We start from the raw sequence: 18,847 nt of genomic DNA, 5'->3' as shown, positions 1-18,847 counted from the left end.
GCCCGGGCCGGCCGCTCCGGTCGGGGCGGCCGGCCGCGGCGGAGAGCCCGGTGACGCCGGCGCGTCCGGCAGGTCCGCCGGGCTCAAGGCGTCGGTGACGTCGGCAGGGCCGGTGGGATCCGGCAGGCCCGCGAACTCCCCGGTCCGGGCCCGTTCGGCGAGGTACCGGCTGAACCGCCTGGTGATCGTCTCGTGCATGCTCGCGACGTCGTCCTGCCCATCGGCCCCGCGGATGGCGAACCGCCGGTACTCCGACTTGCGCGCCAGCCCGTCCTCGAAGACGACCATGCTGGCGACGACCTCGGTGCCCTGCAGGTTGGAGATGTCGAACGACTCGATCCGCAGCGGCGGGTCGGCGAGGCCCAGGGCGTCGGAGAGCTCCGACAGCGCCCGGCTGCGGGCGGAGAGGTCGCTGGCCCGGCGCGTGCGGTGCAGGGCGAACGCCTGCCTGGCGTTGTGCTCGACGGTCTCCATCAGGGTGCGCTTGTCCCCGCGCCGGGGGACCCGCAGGTCGACCCGGCCGCCGCGGGCGATGCCGAGCAGGTCCGCGACCACGTCCGCGTCCGGTGGGAGTTCCGGGACGAGCACCTCCCGCGGGATCTCGTTCGTCACCCGCGTGCCCACCCGGCCCGCGCCCGCCCGGCTCGTATCAGGGCCCGCGGCCTGGTCTGTGGCCTGGCCCGCCGGCCTGTCCGCCCCGGCGGACGGCGTGCCCGCGTTGTCGGAGAGGTACTCCTGGGTGAGGAACTGCTCGACCAGCTCCCCCGTCGTCAGATCCTCGATCTTGTCCACGACCCAGCCGCGCTGGCCCCGGACCCGGCCGTCACGTACATAGAAGATCTGCACGGCGGCTTCGAGCTCGTCCTGGGCGAACGCGATGATGTCGGCGTCGGTGCCGTCGGGCAGGACGACCGCCTGTTTCTCCATCGCCCGGCGCAGCGCGCCGATGTCGTCGCGCAGCCGGGCCGCCTGTTCGTACCGCTGGTCGGCCGCGGCCGCGGCCATCTCACGTTCGAGCTTGCGGATGTAGCGGCCGGTCTGCCCGGACATGAAGTCGCAGAAATCCTCGACGATGCGACGGTGCTCGACGGCGTCGACCCGGCCGACGCACGGCGCCGAGCAGCGGTCGATGTAGCCGAGCAGGCAGGGCCGGCCGATGCGGGCAGCCTGTTTGAACACCCCCGTGCTGCACGTGCGCGCCGGAAAGACGCGCAGGAGCAGGTCGAGCGTCTCCCGGATGGCCCACGCGTGGGGGTAGGGGCCGAAGTAGCGGACGCCGGGGCGCTTGGCGCCGCGCATCACCTGCAGGCGCGGGAACTGCTCGTACAGGGTGACGGCGAGGCTCGGGTAGCTCTTGTCGTCCCGGTATCGGACGTTGAAGCGGGGATCGAATTCCTTGATCCACGTGTACTCGAGCTGCAGGGCCTCGACCTCGGTCGATACGACGGTCCAGTCGACCGAACTCGCGGTCGTCACCATGTGCTGGGTGCGGGGGTGCAGGTTGTGGATGTCGGTGAAGTAGTTCGACAGCCGGGCGCGCAGGTTCTTCGCCTTGCCCACGTAGACCACCCGGCCGTGCTCGTCGAAGAACCGGTACACCCCCGGGGTCTCCGGAACCGATCCCGGCGCGGGACGGTAGGACGCCGGATCAGCCATGAACCGAGCCTACGGCGAGCCGGATCGGCACAGAACAACGCCTCCACGTAACCATTTCACCACGCTGAGCACTTAACTGTGCGGGGTGGCCGTGACCTGGGGCGCGAGCGCACCCCGCGGTGAACGTGAGCAGGCATATCTCACAGCTCGCGGACACCCGCTCACCGCGCCCGCCGGGAAGCAACGCCAGGGCCCATGCTCGAAGACCATGAGCGGTGTGCGAAGCATGATCCGTCGGACGCTCGGCGGCGGATGGGTGTGGTGGGCCGGCCGTGAGCGCGCCTCTCACCAGCCGGGCGGGGCCTGGCCGGCCGGGCATGGCCGGCGGGGCGACGCGCGGACAGCGGAACAGGGCCGATATGATCGACGCAGCCGGCCGGCCCTGTACGGCCGGCGGAGCCGACAGACGCCTTCCCCACGACATCGAGATGACGACCTCCCCGGCCAGGGTCCCGCAATGTCGGCGCCGGCCTTGTCCCAGCTGGTCCCGAACAGATCCCGCCACGCTTTCCGGGTGGCGTCTTGCCTGACTGGCTGTCACCCTCGATACCGCGGTGCACAGCGTCGCAGGACGACGAAGGAGGCACGACGGATGCAGGTGGAGGACGTGACCACCGAGTTGGTCGTCGATGACGCACCTTCCCGCGGGCGGCTGACCGTGCTGCAGGTGAACTGGCGACGGGCCGACCCCCTCGCGGTGACGTTGGAGCTCATCTCCCGGCCCGATCACCCCGCGCTGCCCCGCGGGACGTGGGTGGTACTGCGGGACGCGCTGCGGGCCGGGCTGGACGTGCCCACCGGCACCGGCGACGTGCGGATCACCCCCGAGCCCGAGCGCGGCTGTATCCGCCTCGACCTGACCGCCGGTGAGCTGCGCTCCGCCGTCCGGCTGAGCATGGACGCCGCTCGGGCGTTCCTCGACGCGACCGAACGGGTCGTTCCCCGCGGGCAGGAAGGCACCGCCGAGGAGCTGGACACCGTCCTCGCGAACCTGCTGGAGAACTGACCCCCCGCCCCCGCGGAGCCCTCCGTACCAGCCGCCCGTGACCTCGCGGACGGCTGGTGGCGGGCCCGCCGCGGGGGTTATCCCGCCACAGCATCCGCGGCGGGGCGCAGCGAGGTGCGTGGTGGCCGCTGGCCTGAGACGGCCCCCCGTGCGGCCGGGGTCTTCGCCGAGTTCGCCGAGGATGCTGCTGCCGCCGGGGGCAGCGCCGCCGCGTCGTGCTGGGCCGTGTCGAGGCGCTGCCCGAGGATCTCCCGCAGGAAGAGGCCGGTGTGGCTCTCCGCGGCCGCGGCGACCGTCTCGGGCGGCCCCTCGGCGACCACCCGGCCGCCGCCGGTGCCGCCCTCCGGCCCCATGTCGATGATCCAGTCAGCGGTCTTGATGACGTCCAGGTTGTGCTCGATGACGATCACCGTGTTGCCGGCGTCCACCAGCCGGCCGAGGACCCCGAGCAGCTTGCGGATGTCCTCGAAGTGCAGCCCGGTGGTGGGCTCGTCCAGGACGTAGACGGTGCGCCCGGTGGAGCGTCGCTGGAGTTCGGCGGCGAGCTTGACCCGCTGCGCCTCGCCGCCGGACAGCGTCGGCGCCGGCTGCCCGAGGCGGACGTAGCCCAGGCCCACGTCGTCGAGGGTGCGCAGATGCCGGGCGATCGCGGGGACGGCGGCGAAGAACTCCGCGGCCTCCTCGATCGGCATGTCGAGGACCTCGGCGATGCTGCGGTTCTTGTAGTGGACCTCCAACGTCTCCCGGTTGTACCGGGCGCCCTGGCAGACCTCGCACGGCACGTACACGTCCGGCAGGAAGTTCATCTCGATCTTGATGGTGCCGTCGCCGGCGCAGGCCTCGCACCGGCCGCCCTTGACGTTGAACGAGAAGCGCCCGGGCAGGTAGCCGCGGACCTTGGCCTCGGTGGTCTCGGCGAACAGCCGCCGGATGTGGTCGAAGACACCGGTGTAGGTGGCCGGGTTCGAGCGCGGGGTGCGCCCGATCGGCGACTGGTCGACCCGGACGGCCTTGTCGAGATGCTCGACACCGGTGACGGTGCGGTGCCGGCCCGGCACCTCCCGGGCGCCGTTGAGCCTGTTCGCGAGCACCGTGGCCAGGATGTCGTTGACCAGCGTCGACTTGCCCGAGCCGGAGACGCCGGTGACCGCGACGAAGCAGCCGAGCGGGAACGACACCGTCACCTCGCGCAGGTTGTGCTCCCGGGCGGCGTGGACGGTCAGCGCCCGGCCCCTGGCCGGCGGACGCCGGATGCCGGGCACCGGGATCTCCCGGCGGCCGGACAGGTACGCCCCGGTCAGCGAGGCCTCCGCGGACAGCAGCGCGTCCACCGAGCCGGAGACGACGACCTTCCCGCCGTGCTCCCCGGCGCCGGGGCCGATGTCGACGACCCAGTCGGCGGCCCGGATCGTGTCCTCGTCGTGCTCGACGACGATCAGGGTGTTGCCGAGGTCCCGCAGCCGTACCAGGGTCTGGATGAGGCGGCGGTTGTCCCGCTGGTGCAGCCCGATCGAGGGCTCGTCGAGCACGTAGAGGACGCCGACCAGCCCGGAGCCGATCTGGGTGGCGAGCCGGATCCGCTGCGCCTCACCGCCGGCCAGGGTGCCGGCGGCCCGGTCCAGCGAGAGGTAGTCGAGGCCGACGTCGAGCAGGAACGCCAGCCGCGCGTCGATCTCCTTGAGCACCCGGCCGGCGATCGTGCGCTCCCGCTCGGTGAGCTCGAGGGTGCGCAGGAACGCGGCGCACTCCCCGATGGCCATGCCGGCGATCTCGGCGATCGACCGGCCGCCCAGCGTCACCGCCAGCGATTCGGGCTTGAGCCGGGCGCCGCGGCAGGCCGAGCAGGCGACATCGCGCATGTAGCCCTCGTAGCGCTCCCGGCTGCTGTCGGACTCGGCCTCGCGGTGGCGGCGCTGGAGGAAGGCGACGACGCCCTCGAAGGCCGTGTAGTACTGGCGGGAGCGGCCGTAGCGGTTGGTGTAGGAGACCTGGACCTCGGTCTCGCCCCGCCCGTACAGCACCGCCTTGCGGGCCCGTTCCGGCAGCCCCTCCCAGGGGATGTCCATCCGGAAGCCGAGGTCGGCGGCGAGGGCCTCGAGCAGCCGGGTGAAGTACTCCTTGTTGTGGCCGGCCGACCAGGGGGCGACCGCGCCGGCCGCCAGCGACAGCGACGGGTCGGGGACGACCAGGTCGGGGTCGACCTCCTTGCGGGTGCCCAGGCCCGAGCACTGCGCGCAGGCGCCGTACGGGGAGTTGAAGGAGAACGACCGCGGCTCGAGCTCCTCGAACGACAGGTCGTCGTAGAGGCAGGCCAGGTGCTCGGAGTACATCCGCTCCCGGTCGGGGCCGGCGGGGTCCCGGTCGACGAAGTCGATCAGCGCCAGGCCGCCGCCGAGGCCGAGGGCGGTCTCGACGGAGTCCGTCAGCCGCTGTTTGGCGGACGCCTTCACCGCCAGCCGGTCGACCACCACCTCGATGGTGTGCTTGCGCTGCTTCTCCAGCTTCGGCACGTCGGTGAGCGCGTGGACGCCGCCGTCGACGCGTACCCGGGCGAAGCCCTTGGCCTGCAGCTCCGCGAACAGGTCGACGTACTCGCCCTTGCGCCCCCGCACGAGGGGGGCCAGCACCTGGAACCGGGTGCCCGCGGGCAGCTCGAGCAGGCGGTCGACGATCTGCTGCGGGGTCTGCCGGGAGATCGGCCGGCCGCATGTCGGGCAGTGCGGCCGGCCCGCCCGCGCGAACAGCAGCCGCAGGTAGTCGTACACCTCGGTGATCGTCCCGACGGTGGAGCGGGGGTTGCGCGAGGTCGACTTCTGGTCGATGGAGACCGCCGGTGACAGGCCCTCGATGAAGTCGACGTCGGGCTTGTCCATCTGGCCGAGGAACTGGCGGGCGTAGGCCGACAGCGACTCGACGTACCGCCGCTGCCCCTCGGCGAAGATCGTGTCGAACGCGAGGCTGGACTTGCCCGAACCCGACAGGCCGGTGAAGACGATCAGCGAGTCCCGCGGCAGGTCGAGGTCGACGTCACGCAGGTTGTGCTCTCGCGCGCCGCGCACGACGAGACGGTCTGCCATCGTGGGAATCCTTCGCGCTCTGCTCTTGAGGATGGGGCTCTCGAGTACGGGACCAGGCTCGGGGCCAGGCCAAGCGTGGGGCTTGGGACCAGGGACCGGCCGTGCCACGGCCGGACGTGGCATCCGCCGCGCCTGCCATGCTACGGACCGGCTCCGACAGTTCCGGAACGGAGGATGCCGGAGCGCAGGATGATGAAACCCGCACAACCGACAGCCGGCGAGGGATGATGGGACACGAGATCAACGGCGACGGCTACACCGGCGCGGTACGTGTCGGTGGGCCGGCGGACGTCCGGACGCTGCCCGGACTGGTCATTTCCAAGGTCGCGGTCGGCCCGATGGACAACAACGCCTACCTGCTGCGATGTGCCGCGACGGGCGAACAGCTCCTGATCGACGCCGCGAACGAGCCCGGCACGCTGCTGGCCCTCGCCGGCGACGGCGGCCTTGCGACCGTGGTGACCAGCCATCGCCACGGCGACCACGTGCAGGCGCTGTCCGCGGTGGTCGCGGCCACCGGCGCGCGCACGGTGGCGCATCCCGACGACGCCGGCGCCATCCCGGTGGCGACCACGGCCCTGGTGCGCGACGGCGACGAGGTGACCGTCGGCGAGGTCACCCTGCGGGTCATCCACCTGGTCGGGCACACCGCCGGCTCCATCGCGCTGCTCCACGGCGCCGGCACCGCGGCGCCGCACCTGTTCACCGGCGACTGCCTGTTCCCCGGCGGCCCGGGCGCCACGTTCGGGGATCCCGTCGCGTTCAGATCCCTCATGGACGACCTGGAGAGCAAGGTCTTCGGCCCGCTGCCCGACACCACCTGGATCTACCCGGGGCACGGCCACGACACCATCCTCGGCGCGGAACGCCCCCACCTCGCCGAATGGCGTGCCCGCGGCTGGTGACCGGCCACCCCGCCTTCGGCGAACGAGAATCGGTGGTGTGGCGGAACCGGACCGGGGGGCGGGCCAAGCGTTCGCGGGCAGGACCCCGTGGCCGGGCGGCCGGTCGCCGCTGCGGGAGTTCCTGCGCACCGAGACCGGCGGTGCCGCGGTCCTGCTGGCGGCGACTCTCGCCGCCCTGATCTGGGTGAACGTCGCCGCCGCGTCGTACGAGACGGTCTGGGGAACCGAGCTGTCGATCGGGATCGGCCGCTGGGGCGTCGCGCAGGACCTGCGGGAATGGGTCACCAACGGGCTGATGGCGCTTTTCTTCTTCGTCGTCGGGCTGGAGACCCGGCGCGAGTTCGACATAGGCGAACTGCGGGAACGACGCCGCCTCGCCCTGCCCGTCATGGCCTGTCTGGCCGGGATGGCCGTACCCGTCCTGATCTACCTGGCGGTCAACGCGGGGGAACCGTCCGCGCGCGGCTGGGGGATCACGATGTCCACCGACACCGCCTTCGCCCTGGGTGTGCTCGCCGTCGTCGGGCCACGCTTCCCCGAGCGGCTGCGGACGTTCCTCCTGACGCTCACCGTCGTCGACGACGTCGTCGCACTCGTCGTCATCGCCGTCTTCTACAGCGAGGACGTCGTCTGGGGCGCGCTCGCCACCGGGCTCGGCATCTTCGCGGTGATACTCGCGGCGCGGGCGGCGGGCATGCGCTCCGGTGCGGGATACGCCGCGCTGGGGCTCGCGGCCTGGGCCGCGCTGTTGCGCTCCGGGATCGACCCGATCGTCATCGGGCTCGCGATGGGCCTGCTGACCTACGCCCACCCGGCGGGGCGCGGCGACCTGGAGCGCGCCACCGACCTGTTCCTGTCGTTCCGCGAGCAGCCGACACCGGAACTCGCCCGCAGGGCCCGGGTCGGCGTCTGGTACGCGATCTCGCCGAACGACCGCCTCCAGCAGATCTTCCACCCGTGGACGAGCTACCTTGTCGTCCCGCTGTTCGCGCTGGCGAACGCCGGGGTCGAGATCAGCGGCGACGTCCTCGGCCGCGCGCTGCACTCACCCGTGACGCTCGGCGTCGTCGCCGGCTACCTGCTCGGCAAACCGGTGGGCATCGTCGGCTCGGTGTGGCTGGTCAGGGCGGTCACCCACGGCCGGGTGCGCCTGCCCGTCGGCTGGGACGCGATCACCGGTGCCGGGGTGCTCGCCGGGATCGGCTTCACCGTGCCGCTGCTGATCGCGACGATGGCGTTCACCGGCGAGCGCCTCGCGGAGGCGAAGATCGGTATTCTGATGGCGGCGCTCGCCGCGTCCGTGCTCTCCTGGATCGTCTTCCAGGTGGCGGGCATGTTGCCGGCGCGGATGCGGGCCCGCGCCGAACGCGGCGTATCCGAGGTCATCATCGACCTCGCCGAGCCCGTCGACCCGGGGCGCGACCGGATCCGGGGGCCGCTCGACGCCCCGGTGACCCTCGTCGAATACGGCGACTTCGAGTGTCCCTACTGCGGCCGGGCCGAGGCCGTCGTCCGCGAGCTGCTCGCGGATTTCGGCGATCTGCGCTATGTCTGGCGGCACCTGCCGCTGACGAAGGTGCACCCCCATGCCGAGTACGCGGCCATCGCGGTCGAGGCCGCGGCCGAGCAGGGCGCGTTCTGGGAGATGCACGACCTGCTCTTCGATCACCAGTCGGCCCTCACGGTCAGAGATCTGCTGCGGTACGCGGGCGAGCTGGGGCTCGACCTCGAGCGGTTCCGGGCCGACCTGCGCGCCAGGGCCGGTGCCGACCGGGTCGAGCGCGACATCGCCTCCGCCGACGTCAGCGACGTCTCGGGAACACCGACGTTCTTCATCAACGGCCGGCGCCACCACGGCGCCTACGACGCCGCGACCCTCACCCTGGCCATAACGGCCGCCCGCCAGACAGCCAGGCAGTGACGAACAGTGACGGAAAGCCCGGAGCGGCCGTAGGAGCGGCCGTAACCGCAGCCAGCCCAGCCACTGTCGCCTCGGACACAGAGACGGGCCCTTCACCATGCCGTTGCGGCAGAGTATCCAACCGGAGCGGAGCATCCTCCAGGCGGGCCCGTGGACGGGCCGCGCGGGCGGTGGGTGCGACACTCGGGCGGTCTCGGGGCGCCTGTGGCGGCCCGGGGAACTAGCCTGGTGGCCATGTCCGCATCCCGGCTGATCCGTATTGGTACCCGTTCCTCCCCGATGGCCCTTGCCCAGGCCGAGCGGGTCCGCGCGGAGCTGACAGCCCGCAGTCCCGGTCTCACCGCCGAGATCGTGCCCATCACCACCAGCGGGGACAGGTGGACGGGCCCGCTGTCCGCGCTCGGTGGCAAGGGCGCCTTCACCAAGGAGGTCGACGAGGCACTGCTCGCCGGCCGCGCCGATCTCGCCGTGCACTGTATGAAGGACGTCCCCGGGGACCGCCCGGTCCCGGCCGGCACCGTCTTCGCCGCCTACCTGCCCCGGGACGACATCCGCGACGCCCTGATCCACCCCGGCGGCCGCACCCTGGACGAGCTGCCCGTCGGCGCCCGGGTCGGTACCTCCGCCGTGCGCCGGATCGCCCAGCTCGCCCAGTCCCACCCGCATCTGGAGACCGTGCCGATCCGCGGCAACGCCAACACCCGGCTGGCCCGGCTGGACGCCGGCGCGGCCGACGCGCTGCTGCTGGCCGTCTCCGGCCTGGAACGCATCGGCCAGGCGGGCCGCATCACCGAGATCCTCTCGGTGGAGGCGATGTGCCCGCCGATCGGCGCCGGCGTGCTCGGCCTGCAGTGCCGCGAGGACGACACCGACACCGCCGAGCTCGTCGCCGGCATGGACGACCTCGACGCCCGGCGGCAGGTCAGCGCCGAGCGCATGCTCCTGCACGTCCTGCAGGGCCACTGCAACTCGCCGATCGCCGGGCACGCCCACACCGAGCCCGACGGGCGGCTGTCCCTGCGGGCGAAGGTGTTCAGCCCCGACGGCAAGACCGTCCTGGACGCCCACGAGTGGGGCCCCGGCGCGGACCCGACGACCCTGGGGGCGTCGGTCGCGGTGGCGCTGCTCCGCCAGGGCGCCCAGGACCTCCTGAACGCCATCCCGCACTGAACGGACCGGAAGGAGAGGCCCGTTCAGTGCGGCCGCCGGGCCGCGGGCCCGGCGGTCAGGTGCCGAGCTCGCCTCGCTGCCATGCCCGCACCCGGCTGATCGTCCCGATCGCGCGGGTCCCGGCGGCGTGCGGGCGGACCGCGCCGATCCACCGGTCGGCCTTCGCCGACAGCGCCCCGGTACGGCGGCGCAGCGAGATGGTGACGGCCTCCTCGACGAGTTCGGCCGACCGTTCCAGGTCGAGGCGCCCACCGCTGAGGACGAGCGCGGTGGCCAGCGTGAAGCGGACACCTGACGACCAGCCGGGCATGTCGACCGCGTCGAAGACAGGCACACAGCACCGGTAGAGACTCTCGGCACGGCGGACCCGGCCGACGAGCGCGTTCGCGGTCAGCGCCCGCTCCTTGGCGTCCGCCGGATGGTAGCTGGTGAAGAACAGCCCGGGCATGCCCTGCTCGGCGGCGGGCAGCGCGCCGGCCGCCGCCAGGGCGTCGTCGGTCTGCTGCTCGACGATGTCCGGGTGCGCTCCGGCCAGCGCGTTGGCCTGTACCTGCCGGGCCAGCAGCGCGGCGGCGACAGGGCCCTCGGGACAGCGCCGCAGCCCGTCCATGATCATTTGCAGGGCCTCCGTGGGCCGGCCCGCCTCCATCGCGATCGCAGCCTGCTTCCGGCGGGCCGAACCGATCATGATCCGGTCGTGGGACGCCACCGCCATCCGGTAGGCGCTGTCGGCGATACGTTGCGCCGTGTGCAGGTCGCCGGCCATGGCGGCCAGGTCCGAGCGGGTGATGGCGATCCTGGCGGCGAGCCCGTCGAACACCATGGCCTGCGTCCGGCTCGGGTTGCGGCCGGCGCGCAGCGCCGCGGCCCTGGACTCGATGGCCCGGGCGATCTCGCTGGACTCCGCCGGCGGGCGCATGTTCACCTCGACGAGGAGCACGCCGAGCTCCTCGTCGAGCTCGTGCACTCCTGACTCGAAGTCGTCACTGAACGGCGGGGTCACAGGATCTCCGGCAGGAACGGCTGGCCTCCCGTGCGGGAGCCTGGAGCCGTCCACGCGGACGTCCGCCTCCTGTGCGCCTGCAGCGTCCGGCTGCGGCACCGGCTTGTCCAAGAGTCGTTACTCCTTGTGTCTGACAGTGATGTCATAGGTGCGATAGCGACCGGACAAGCCTCCCATGAGTGAACTATTGGGCGCCAAAACAATCATCTGATCTTGCGGATAGCACCGGTTGCACAATAAAGATCAAATTGCAGAGAGGTGTCGTCAACAATGTTGACTACACTGTAGTCTCCCTGAGAAGATCCCGGCAGGACGCCGACACGGCCGATCCCGGACAGTCCAGGCCCGCCTCGACCGGGCCGCCCGATCCCGAAGGAAGACGCCACGGCGATGGAGACCGCGCAGCCCCGCCACACCCGCACCCCTCGCGGCACGCTGTCCCGGCAGCTCCTCCTCGACACCGCGATGGAGATCGTCGACATCGGCGGGGTCGGCGGCTTCAGCATGCGGGCCCTGGGCGCGCGCCTGAACATCGACCCGACCGCCGTCTACCGGCACTTCCGGACCAAGAACGAGCTGCTGGAGGCGCTCGCCGACCGGGTCGTGCGCGGCGACGAGCCCCTCCCTCACACCGGCGATCCCCGGGCCGACCTCAGGGAGACCTTCGCGCAGCTGCGCGGATCGCTGCTGCGGCATCCGACGCTCGCGCCCATCGTGCTGCGCCGCCCGCCCGGCGGGGAGGCCAGCTGGGAACGGACCAACCACGCGATCGGCCTGCTACGGGAGGCGGGCCTGCCCGACCGCCAGGCCTCCGACGCCTACACGACCCTGCTCTTCTACACGCTCGGGCACGCCCTGACCGAGGCCCGGCACACCGCGGCGACCATCGCCAGAAAAGGACCGGACGCCACCGTGACACCGATCACCGCGATCGCTTCGTCAGCGTCCCGCTATCCACACCTCGCCGCGGCCGCCGACCATCTCGCCACGGACATGCAGGAGCAGTTCCACGACGGCATCACCCTCATCCTGTCCGCCCTGGCGATCTGACCGGGCCTCCTGCCGGGCCTCCCGGCGGATCAGCGGCGGTATCCGGACCGGCCGGCAGGCCCGGATCGTCCGGGCTGTCCGACAGCGACGGGACCCAGCGCAGGCGGACGAGCTGGCGGGCCGCGGTGACAGCCTGGTCGGCGTACCGCTCGTAGTACCGGGACAGCAAGGCGAGGTCCACCGCCTGCTGGATGCCGTGGGGCCAGCCGGGGTCGGTGAGGGCGGCCATCAGCCGCCGGTGGATGCGGTCGATGGGCTCGTCGCCCGCGGTGACCTGCCAGGCGGCGGCCGCCGGGTCGTCGGCGCAGATCGCGGTGGCCAGGCTGCTCGCCTGCTCGGCGCACAGCCGGCCGAGCTGGCTGAGGGTGGGACGCAGCCCGACCGGGACCACGACGGCGGGTGCCCGCAGGTCGGCGGTGGCGGCGATGTGGCCGGCGAGCTCGGCCATCCGCTGCACCGCCGCGGCGGTGCGCAGCCCGGCCACGACCAGGTGCAGGTCCCCGGCGACCGGGTTCTGCCGGGCCAGCAGCAGCACCAGGTCCTCGTCGAGGTCCTGACAGCAGTCACGCAGGCAGGCCACCGCGGCGTGCACACCGGCGGTGTCGGCCCGCCCGGTCACCGCGGTGGTCGCGTCGAGGACGATCTGACTGGTCTGCTCGGCAAGGTCACCCAGCATGATCCGCAGACGCCGCAGCGCCTCCGTGTACTCCAGTCGGCGCGGTTCGGGAACGTCCATACCCCCCATCGTCCACTGTGTGCCCGCATACATACAGCCGCACACGCACAGTCGTCGCGGTATCCGCCCGCCACGATCCGAGTCACTCCGAGGAGCCACCCGATCGGTCACGAAGAGCAACCATGCTCAGCATGCGGCGTAGCCACCCGCAGTCCCGCTACAACCACGGCTCCCGGAGACGGGACGGCCAAGCCAAAAAAACAAAATCAAAACACTGGTTGAACAACCATCGGACGCCTGAAACCGTGAAGCACGGCAAAGCACACCGGAAGCAGGTGCCCACCCACCGGACGACAGCCGGCCAGTCAAAAACCGCGCGACCGTTTCTCCGCACCGTCGGCCTCCACCGAATCGACAGGGACGATCCGCCGGGCCGGGCCGGGCCGGAACCGGTATCCGGTGCGCTACGTGGCATAGTGCTGACCATGGGAATGATACGGGGGAGTCATGATTCCGTTTTTTGACGGCGTAGGCGCTGTTCTCACCCTGCTCCACTCCCTCGCCGTCGATCCCGCGCGACGCCGGTCGGCGCCACTGGTATGCCTGGTCGCCGGCCCGGACAGCGGCCCCTGGCTCACCGAGGTGCGCCAGCGCGTACGCTGGTCCCCGTCGCCGGTGATCCCGCGCGCCTATCTCGACCTGGCGCCGGAAGGCCGCCGGCACTCGACTTCTCCGCCCCTTCCCAGGCCGGACGGCCAGCCGCATGTACTGCCGGTGCTCCAGGCACTCGCCGACCAGCTGGAAACGCAGACGTCCGGCCTGGGATGCCGTTTCCGTACGTACGTGTTCGCGGACTGGCTGACCCGGCAGCAACTCGCTCCTCTTCCCCCTGGCAAAACCCGGAAAGAGGTACTCGGCGAACGCCTGCGGGCCAAGCTCGCGGGCGCCCACAACGGCGCCAACCCACTGCTGGACGGCCTGTCCGGCCTGACCCGGCTGCTGCTGGCCGTGCTCATCATCGTCGGGCCGAGGGCCCGGTTCCGGCTCTGGCAGTCCGGATATATTCCCGTGCCAGGCCTGGTCCGCACCCGCTGGTTCATGAGACAGCGGCTGTTTCCCGCGGAGAACGGGGAGGGATTCGCTTCTTTCGCCGTCCGTCTCGCCGCGGACACCCACCGCGTTCCCGAGGAGGAGGCCCAGCGGGAACATCTGCTGGTCGACGCCTTTCTCCACGACCTGCGGGCCGTCTACCGGCGCCGGTTCTGGCGGCTATGGGCGTGGCGGCGCACCGCCCGGGTCCTGGCTCTCATCGACAACATCGCCGACGACCCGCAGGGCGAGCGGCTCCTGGACATGATCATCACCGTCCGCGACAGCACCCGGAAGAACGACCCCCTCCTGCTGGTCGCCGGCTACCAGGCCGACACCATCCCGCAGCCGCCCCCGCAGCCTCTCCTGTCCGCCGCCAACGCGGCGGACGCGCTCGACGCCTGGAACACTGCCGAGCCACCCAGCGGCGCGGACTGGCGGCTGTGGCTACGGATACCCGCCTTCGCGTCAGCACCGCCGTCCGAGGAGACGGTCGGACCACATGCCAGGGGATGGGGGCAGCACCTGTCCGCGCCAAAGCCTCCGCTATGGGCGCGCCGATGGGCGCTGCGTTCGCTCGCGGTCGTGCTCCTGGCGGCCGTGGTCCTCGGGATTCTCCGGTACGGCACCCACGTATTCGATCATGACGGCTGCTGGTCGCGAACGGGTGTCTCGGTGTCCTGGGTCAACGGCCAGTGCGTCGGCTACAGCGACGGCAGCTACCGGTTCAACGCCGGGAGAAAATCGATTTCCGGCGACCGTCTGCTCGCCGTGCAACAGGAGATCGCTAGGCAGAACCGGTGCGCGGTGAAACTCGCCGCTCTGTCACCGGGTAATATTCCGTACACGCTCATGACGCTGGTCTACTTTGCCGGCCTCACCGGGGAGACCGAAACCGACTGGACCGCGGCACAGGTCGCGGAGCTGGAAGGGCTGTTGACCTGGCAGCACACGCTGAACCAGAAACAGGACATTCCGGAGTGCGGGACGTTAGGAGCTGATTCGTCCGTCCCGAGGATGGCGCTGCGCGTCCTCATCGCCAACGGCGGCAGTCACATGAGGTACGCCGACCTGGTAGCGCGCGATCATCTCGTGCCGCTGGCCGCCCGTCCCCGGGAAAAAGTGCTCGGCGTCATCGGCATGGACCGGAGCAACATGGACACCGGCCGGGCCGTCGCCACACTCGGGAACGCCCGTATACCCGTGATCGCCACCACCCTGTCCGGGGACGCCATGGAGATCTTCTCACCGTCCTACTTCCAGATGGTGCCGAACAACCGGCGGGAGGCCCAGCTCGCCACCGCCTATGCCAAGAAAGCACAGCAGGGAATCAGCGTGTACTACCCACGGTCGCCTGGTGATCCCCGCGGCCAGGAGGGGGACCCGGCCGTGGACGACCTCTACGTCTCCACCCTGGTGCAGGACGTCAGGAACGAGGCCACCCGGGCCGGGCTCCGCTACGAACCGCACGGCTGGGGACCCGGGGAGAACACACCGGACTGGTTCCGTGAGCGGTGCGCGGGCGAGAACCAGAGCAATCTGCTCTTCTTCGCCGGCCGGTACAACGACTTCCCCGGCTTCCTCGACGGTATGCGCGCCTGCCTGGACCGGGTCCTCGCCGACGACTCGGTGTCGCGGTACGTGGTCCAGGCGGCAGGACAGTGGAACAACACGACCGCCTTCCGCTTCGTGTCAAAAGGCGCTCCCGTGGTGCTCGCCGGCAAGAAGTGCCTCGACGGGACCCTGACCCAGGGCCTGTTTGTGAGCAGGTCGCTGGAGGACTTCTGTCACCGCCTGAAGAGCATGTACGAGGCGACCGGGAGGGCCCAGCACCAGACACTGTGGGCGGACGAGCGGATCGGCATCTCCTACGATGCCGCCAAGCTGTTCGTCGACATGGTCACCAAGAATACGGCGATCGACAGGACAGGCATCGAGAAGCAGCTGCGGCAGGACTCCCCCACGTCGTGCGAGGACGTGAAGAACTTTCCGGCGACCGCGTGGCCGGGAGCAACCGGATGCAACGACTTCAACGCCTCCCAGATAGCGCAGAGCAAACAGCTGACCGTGATCTACATCGATCTCTCCTGGAAGGAGCTCCCCCCGTACGACCCGTCGAACCAGAACCGGCAGGCCACCGGCGGGCAGCCGTGCCAGTTCGTCATCAGCGGCCGGGAGCCGAAAACCAGCGACGACTGCCTCACGCTCGACAAGTGGCCGCTCTACCCCACCGCAGGCGGTTGACGGCATGGAACATCCCGGCCCCGCTCCCAACGCACATCCACCGGCAACTTTCAAGATCAAATATGGCGCCAGGAGTCGTCAACAGCGTTGACTACGGCGTGGGCAAAGGAAAAGGACCCCGAACGGGCGGGGTCGGGTGGGGTCGAGAACCGGGTGCCTCAGAACAGCCCGGCGGCGCTGCGGTGGGGCGCGGTGTCCTGGCCGGCCAGCTTCGCGACGGCGTCCCGGGTCGCGATCGACCCCGGGCCGATCCCACTGATACTCAGCGTGGCGGCCGCGGCGGCGAACCGGACCGCGTCGCTGACCGTGCTCCCGGCGTCCAGCGCGATGAACAGCGACGCGGCGAAGACATCCCCGGCACCGGTGTCATCGACGAGACGGTCGGCCGCGATGGCGGCGAACTCCTGCGTCCCGTTCGCGAGCAGGACCTCCGCCCCTCGAGGGCCCTTGGTGACCACGACGACCCCACCGGCGCGGCGCACCGCCTCGGCCACACCGGCCAGATAGGCGGCCTCGTAGTCGGCGAACACCACCGCGTCGATGTTCTTCGCGGTCGCGCCGTCGATGTGCAGCATGTGATGACGGACGAGCCGGCTGGCGTCCCAGGAACGGATCAGGCCCTGCGGAGTGAGCCCGACCAGCCCCCGCGCGCTGCGCCGGACAACATCGTCGAGGACGATCTCCCGCGCGACGGGCGCCAGATGCAGCACCCTGCTCTCCGGGAGCCGGTCGAGCCCCGAGACGGCACCCGCGGACGCCTCCAGCCACTGGGTACGCAGGCTGCCGGCACCGCCGGTGTTGTCGTTGCGGAACCGGGTCGTCTCCGGCGCCGGCTGGATGTAGAGGAACGCCTCCGCCTCGAACGGCGTCCACACCGGTGCCAGTTCCACGTCGCGGCCGCGCCCGACACCGACGGCGCACAGCCCCAGCCGCGCCGCCTGCACCACGGCGTAGACCATGCTCCCGCCGATGGCGAAGGACGAGTCGGGCAGGACGTCAAGTGTCGGGTTCCCCACCGCCAGGTAGTCGACAGGCGTACGGCCGGCCAACGCCTCAGCGGTCCTGATCGTCATGGCGGCAACAGTACTCGTGTCCCTCCCGGGCACTCCGGCGGATACGCATGCCAGCATGCCATCCGACCGGCCCCGGCCGGGCAGCGGCCGCCGCTCAGGGGAGCTGCTCAGTCGGACGGCCGCGCGGCGCCCGGCACCGTCGTACCGGCCGCCGCCCCGGGCCCGCCGGCCCCGGGCCCGCCGGCGGCGCCGGACGCGCCAGAGGCGCCGGCCACGGCGGCCCGCAACGACGCGACCGCCAACGTCTTCGTGATCTCCATGTGGCCGACGACGCCGACCGGCTGTGGCCTGGCAGCGCCGATGTCGTCGACCACCAGCGCGAGGCCCGCGCCCGGCCGCCCGGCCAGCCGCGGAAGCAGGTCGGTGAGCAGCTCGTCCGCTGTGGTCAGGCACACCGTGGTCATCGGCACGCTCACCTTGCTGACCCTGGTCAGCCCCCGGTCGTCCAGCGGGACCGCGTCAAGGTCACGCAGGAACACGACCCCGGCGAGCGCGCCGTCGAAGTCCACGACGGTGAACACCGTCCGCCCCGAGGCGGCCACGGCCGGCGCCACCACATCCTCCACGGCGGCGGCGACCGTACGCCAACCGGCCACACTCTCGGGGGCGGGCCCCATCACCTCGCCGACCCGGACCCCGGCCAGCAGCCGGTTCGTGCGCAACCGGGACTGCTCGAGCCGGCCGGCGCCAAGCGCGATCCAGCCCAGCAGCACCACCCACAGCCCCGCCGGGCTGGCCAGGAATGTCACGGCCAGGCCCGACGCGATCAGAGCCCAGCCGACGGCCACCGCGGCCCGGGCCACGGCGGCGTCGGCGCGTTCCCGGCTGCCCGTCCGGCGGTACACCGCGGACGCGAGCAGCCGCCCCCCGCCGGTGCGTGGCGTGGGCAGCAGCTCCGAGGCGGTGAGCAACAGCAGCAGGCCGCCCGCCCACAGCCCGACGCTGCCGGCGAGCGCCGCGGCGCCGCTGGGAGCAAGCCAGCCGAGCACGACGAGCACGCCTCCTCCGAGCCCGCCGACGAACAGGCCGGCGCGGGCGACGCGGGCGGCGGCCACAGGTTCTGTGATCTTCGTCACGGTGGTCAGCCGGCTGCCGAACGCACCGACCCTGATCCCGCTGACCTCGACACCGGCCCGGCGCGCGGCCGCGGCCCGGGCGAAGTCGGCGGCGAGCAGCACACCGAACACCACCCCGGCACCGATAAGCCCGGCGGACAGGTAGGCGGCGGTCGGGCGGCCCGGCACCGCGGCCGGGAGTATGAAGGCGGACAGCAGGAAGGTCAGCAAGGCGATGGCGACGGCGGCCCCGGGGCGTGCCGACACCGGTGTGTGAACCGTTCCCCTCGGCGCGTGGTCAGCGGTCATATCCGTTCGCTCCCCTTTCCGGGCAGGACGTATGCCGTGGGAAAGATCGCATCACCGGATTCGTCTCCTTCCAGGCTTCCCGGCCCCGGGCGCATGCACACGGCCGGACACCACGATTGTTGTTTAAAATCTCGTTACCGTAGCCGCCCCCGCCCGCAGCCGGCCCTGCCGTCCCGCCGGTTTCGTCGTCCCCGCGGCGGTACCGACCAGCACGGGATCCGCATCGGAGCGCGCAGCCCCGAGACGCTCCTCCCGGCGGCGAGCAATGTCTCACCCTGCTATCGAACCATCACCTGCCGCGATATAGGCTCGGTACATGCCTCGCGAATGGGACGCCCGTGGCTACGACTCCCTGCCGCTGCCCCACGAGCAGTGGGGCCTGCGCACCCTCTCCCGCCTGGCGCTGGCCGGCGGCGAGACAGTCCTCGACGCCGGCTGCGGCACCGGCCGTGACACCGCCGCCCTGCTCGACCGGCTGCCCCACGGGCGGGTGATCGCCGTGGACGGCTCCGCCGCCATGCTCGACCGGCTGCGAGCCCGGCTGGACGGCCGCACCGACCGCCTGGAGATCGTCCACGCGGACCTGGCCCGGCCGCTGCACCTGCCCGGCCCG

The 18,847-nt window shown here is 71.6% G+C and carries 13 protein-coding genes; 7 read left to right on the top strand and 6 right to left on the bottom strand.

Annotated elements, in window-relative coordinates:
- The coding region (gene uvrC / locus NBX02_RS10670; protein ID WP_250291172.1) for an excinuclease ABC subunit UvrC at positions 1–1,656 on the bottom strand (1,656 nt) is incomplete at its 3' end.
- Between the two features lie 592 nt (positions 1,657–2,248).
- Between uvrC and NBX02_RS10665 the strand changes: the two genes are divergently transcribed.
- A complete protein-coding gene (locus NBX02_RS10665) occupies positions 2,249–2,662 on the top strand; it encodes an SsgA family sporulation/cell division regulator (RefSeq protein WP_250285112.1) in 414 nt (137 codons plus the stop codon).
- Between the two features lie 77 nt (positions 2,663–2,739).
- Here NBX02_RS10665 and uvrA read toward each other — a convergent pair whose 3' ends face one another.
- Entirely contained in the window at positions 2,740–5,739 is a 3,000-nt protein-coding gene (uvrA, locus tag NBX02_RS10660) for an excinuclease ABC subunit UvrA (protein WP_250285111.1), read from the bottom strand.
- Positions 5,740–5,966: 227 nt separating this feature from the next.
- Between uvrA and NBX02_RS10655 the strand changes: the two genes are divergently transcribed.
- The 3 genes from NBX02_RS10655 (at position 5,967) to hemC (ending at position 9,735) form a co-directional block, all read left to right on the top strand.
- Positions 5,967–6,644, top strand: a complete 678-nt coding sequence (locus NBX02_RS10655; RefSeq protein WP_250285115.1) for an MBL fold metallo-hydrolase — start codon at positions 5,967–5,969, stop codon at positions 6,642–6,644.
- Positions 6,645–6,681: 37 nt separating this feature from the next.
- Positions 6,682–8,565: a Na+/H+ antiporter NhaA gene (gene nhaA / locus NBX02_RS10650; RefSeq protein ID WP_250285110.1), complete on the top strand. Its 1,884-nt coding sequence runs from the start codon at positions 6,682–6,684 to the stop codon at positions 8,563–8,565.
- A 234-nt stretch (positions 8,566–8,799) separates the two neighbouring features.
- Positions 8,800–9,735: a hydroxymethylbilane synthase gene (gene hemC / locus NBX02_RS10645; RefSeq protein WP_250285114.1), complete on the top strand. Its 936-nt coding sequence runs from the start codon at positions 8,800–8,802 to the stop codon at positions 9,733–9,735.
- A 55-nt stretch (positions 9,736–9,790) separates the two neighbouring features.
- On the opposite strand, the gene NBX02_RS10640 is transcribed toward hemC, so the two are convergent.
- On the bottom strand, positions 9,791–10,738 hold the full coding sequence (locus NBX02_RS10640; RefSeq protein WP_250285109.1) for a hypothetical protein: 948 nt from the start codon (positions 10,736–10,738) through the stop codon (positions 9,791–9,793).
- 390 nt (positions 10,739–11,128) lie between these two features.
- Here NBX02_RS10640 and NBX02_RS10635 point away from each other — a divergent pair, with 390 nt between their 5' ends.
- Entirely contained in the window at positions 11,129–11,788 is a 660-nt protein-coding gene (locus NBX02_RS10635) for a TetR/AcrR family transcriptional regulator C-terminal domain-containing protein (RefSeq protein ID WP_250285108.1), read from the top strand.
- On the opposite strand, the gene NBX02_RS10630 is transcribed toward NBX02_RS10635, so the two are convergent.
- A complete protein-coding gene (locus NBX02_RS10630) occupies positions 11,763–12,524 on the bottom strand; it encodes a phosphate signaling complex PhoU family protein (protein WP_250285107.1) in 762 nt (253 codons plus the stop codon). The genes NBX02_RS10635 and NBX02_RS10630 overlap by 26 nt on opposite strands.
- Positions 12,525–12,971: 447 nt before the next feature.
- Here NBX02_RS10630 and NBX02_RS10625 point away from each other — a divergent pair, with 447 nt between their 5' ends.
- A complete protein-coding gene (locus NBX02_RS10625; RefSeq protein ID WP_250291171.1) occupies positions 12,972–15,797 on the top strand; it encodes a hypothetical protein in 2,826 nt (941 codons plus the stop codon).
- 158 nt (positions 15,798–15,955) lie between these two features.
- Here the strand turns inward: NBX02_RS10625 and NBX02_RS10620 are convergent, their stop codons facing one another.
- The gene (locus NBX02_RS10620) at positions 15,956–16,870 is read right to left on the bottom strand and encodes a PfkB family carbohydrate kinase (protein WP_250291169.1); all 915 of its coding nucleotides are present in this window, start codon (positions 16,868–16,870) and stop codon (positions 15,956–15,958) included.
- Positions 16,871–16,977: 107 nt separating this feature from the next.
- Positions 16,978–18,192: a peptidase M50 gene (locus NBX02_RS10615; RefSeq protein WP_250291167.1), complete on the bottom strand. Its 1,215-nt coding sequence runs from the start codon at positions 18,190–18,192 to the stop codon at positions 16,978–16,980.
- 358 nt (positions 18,193–18,550) lie between these two features.
- On the opposite strand from NBX02_RS10615, the gene NBX02_RS10610 reads away from it, so the two are divergent.
- The coding region (locus tag NBX02_RS10610; protein ID WP_250287589.1) for a class I SAM-dependent methyltransferase at positions 18,551–18,847 on the top strand (297 nt) is incomplete at its 3' end.

The sequence above is a fragment of the Protofrankia sp. CiP1_Cm_nod1 genome (assembly GCF_920888515.1).
GTDB lineage: Bacteria > Actinomycetota > Actinomycetes > Frankiales > Frankiaceae > Protofrankia.
The sequence above is the reverse complement of the archived record's forward strand: the minus strand, read 5'-3'. Positions and strand labels throughout refer to the sequence as shown.

Excerpts from the sequence above, each read along its gene's own strand:
- uvrA (WP_250285111.1), bottom strand. The coding sequence starts at position 5,739 with ATGGCAGACCGTCTCGTCGTGCGCGGCGCGCGAGAGCACAACCTGCGT.
- NBX02_RS10665 (WP_250285112.1), top strand. The coding sequence starts at position 2,249 with ATGCAGGTGGAGGACGTGACCACCGAGTTGGTCGTCGATGACGCACCT.
- NBX02_RS10625 (WP_250291171.1), top strand. The coding sequence starts at position 12,972 with ATGATTCCGTTTTTTGACGGCGTAGGCGCTGTTCTCACCCTGCTCCAC.
- NBX02_RS10635 (WP_250285108.1), top strand. The coding sequence starts at position 11,129 with ATGGAGACCGCGCAGCCCCGCCACACCCGCACCCCTCGCGGCACGCTG.
- NBX02_RS10630 (WP_250285107.1), bottom strand. The coding sequence starts at position 12,524 with ATGGACGTTCCCGAACCGCGCCGACTGGAGTACACGGAGGCGCTGCGG.
- NBX02_RS10620 (WP_250291169.1), bottom strand. The coding sequence starts at position 16,870 with ATGACGATCAGGACCGCTGAGGCGTTGGCCGGCCGTACGCCTGTCGAC.
- hemC (WP_250285114.1), top strand. The coding sequence starts at position 8,800 with ATGTCCGCATCCCGGCTGATCCGTATTGGTACCCGTTCCTCCCCGATG.
- NBX02_RS10655 (WP_250285115.1), top strand. The coding sequence starts at position 5,967 with ATGGGACACGAGATCAACGGCGACGGCTACACCGGCGCGGTACGTGTC.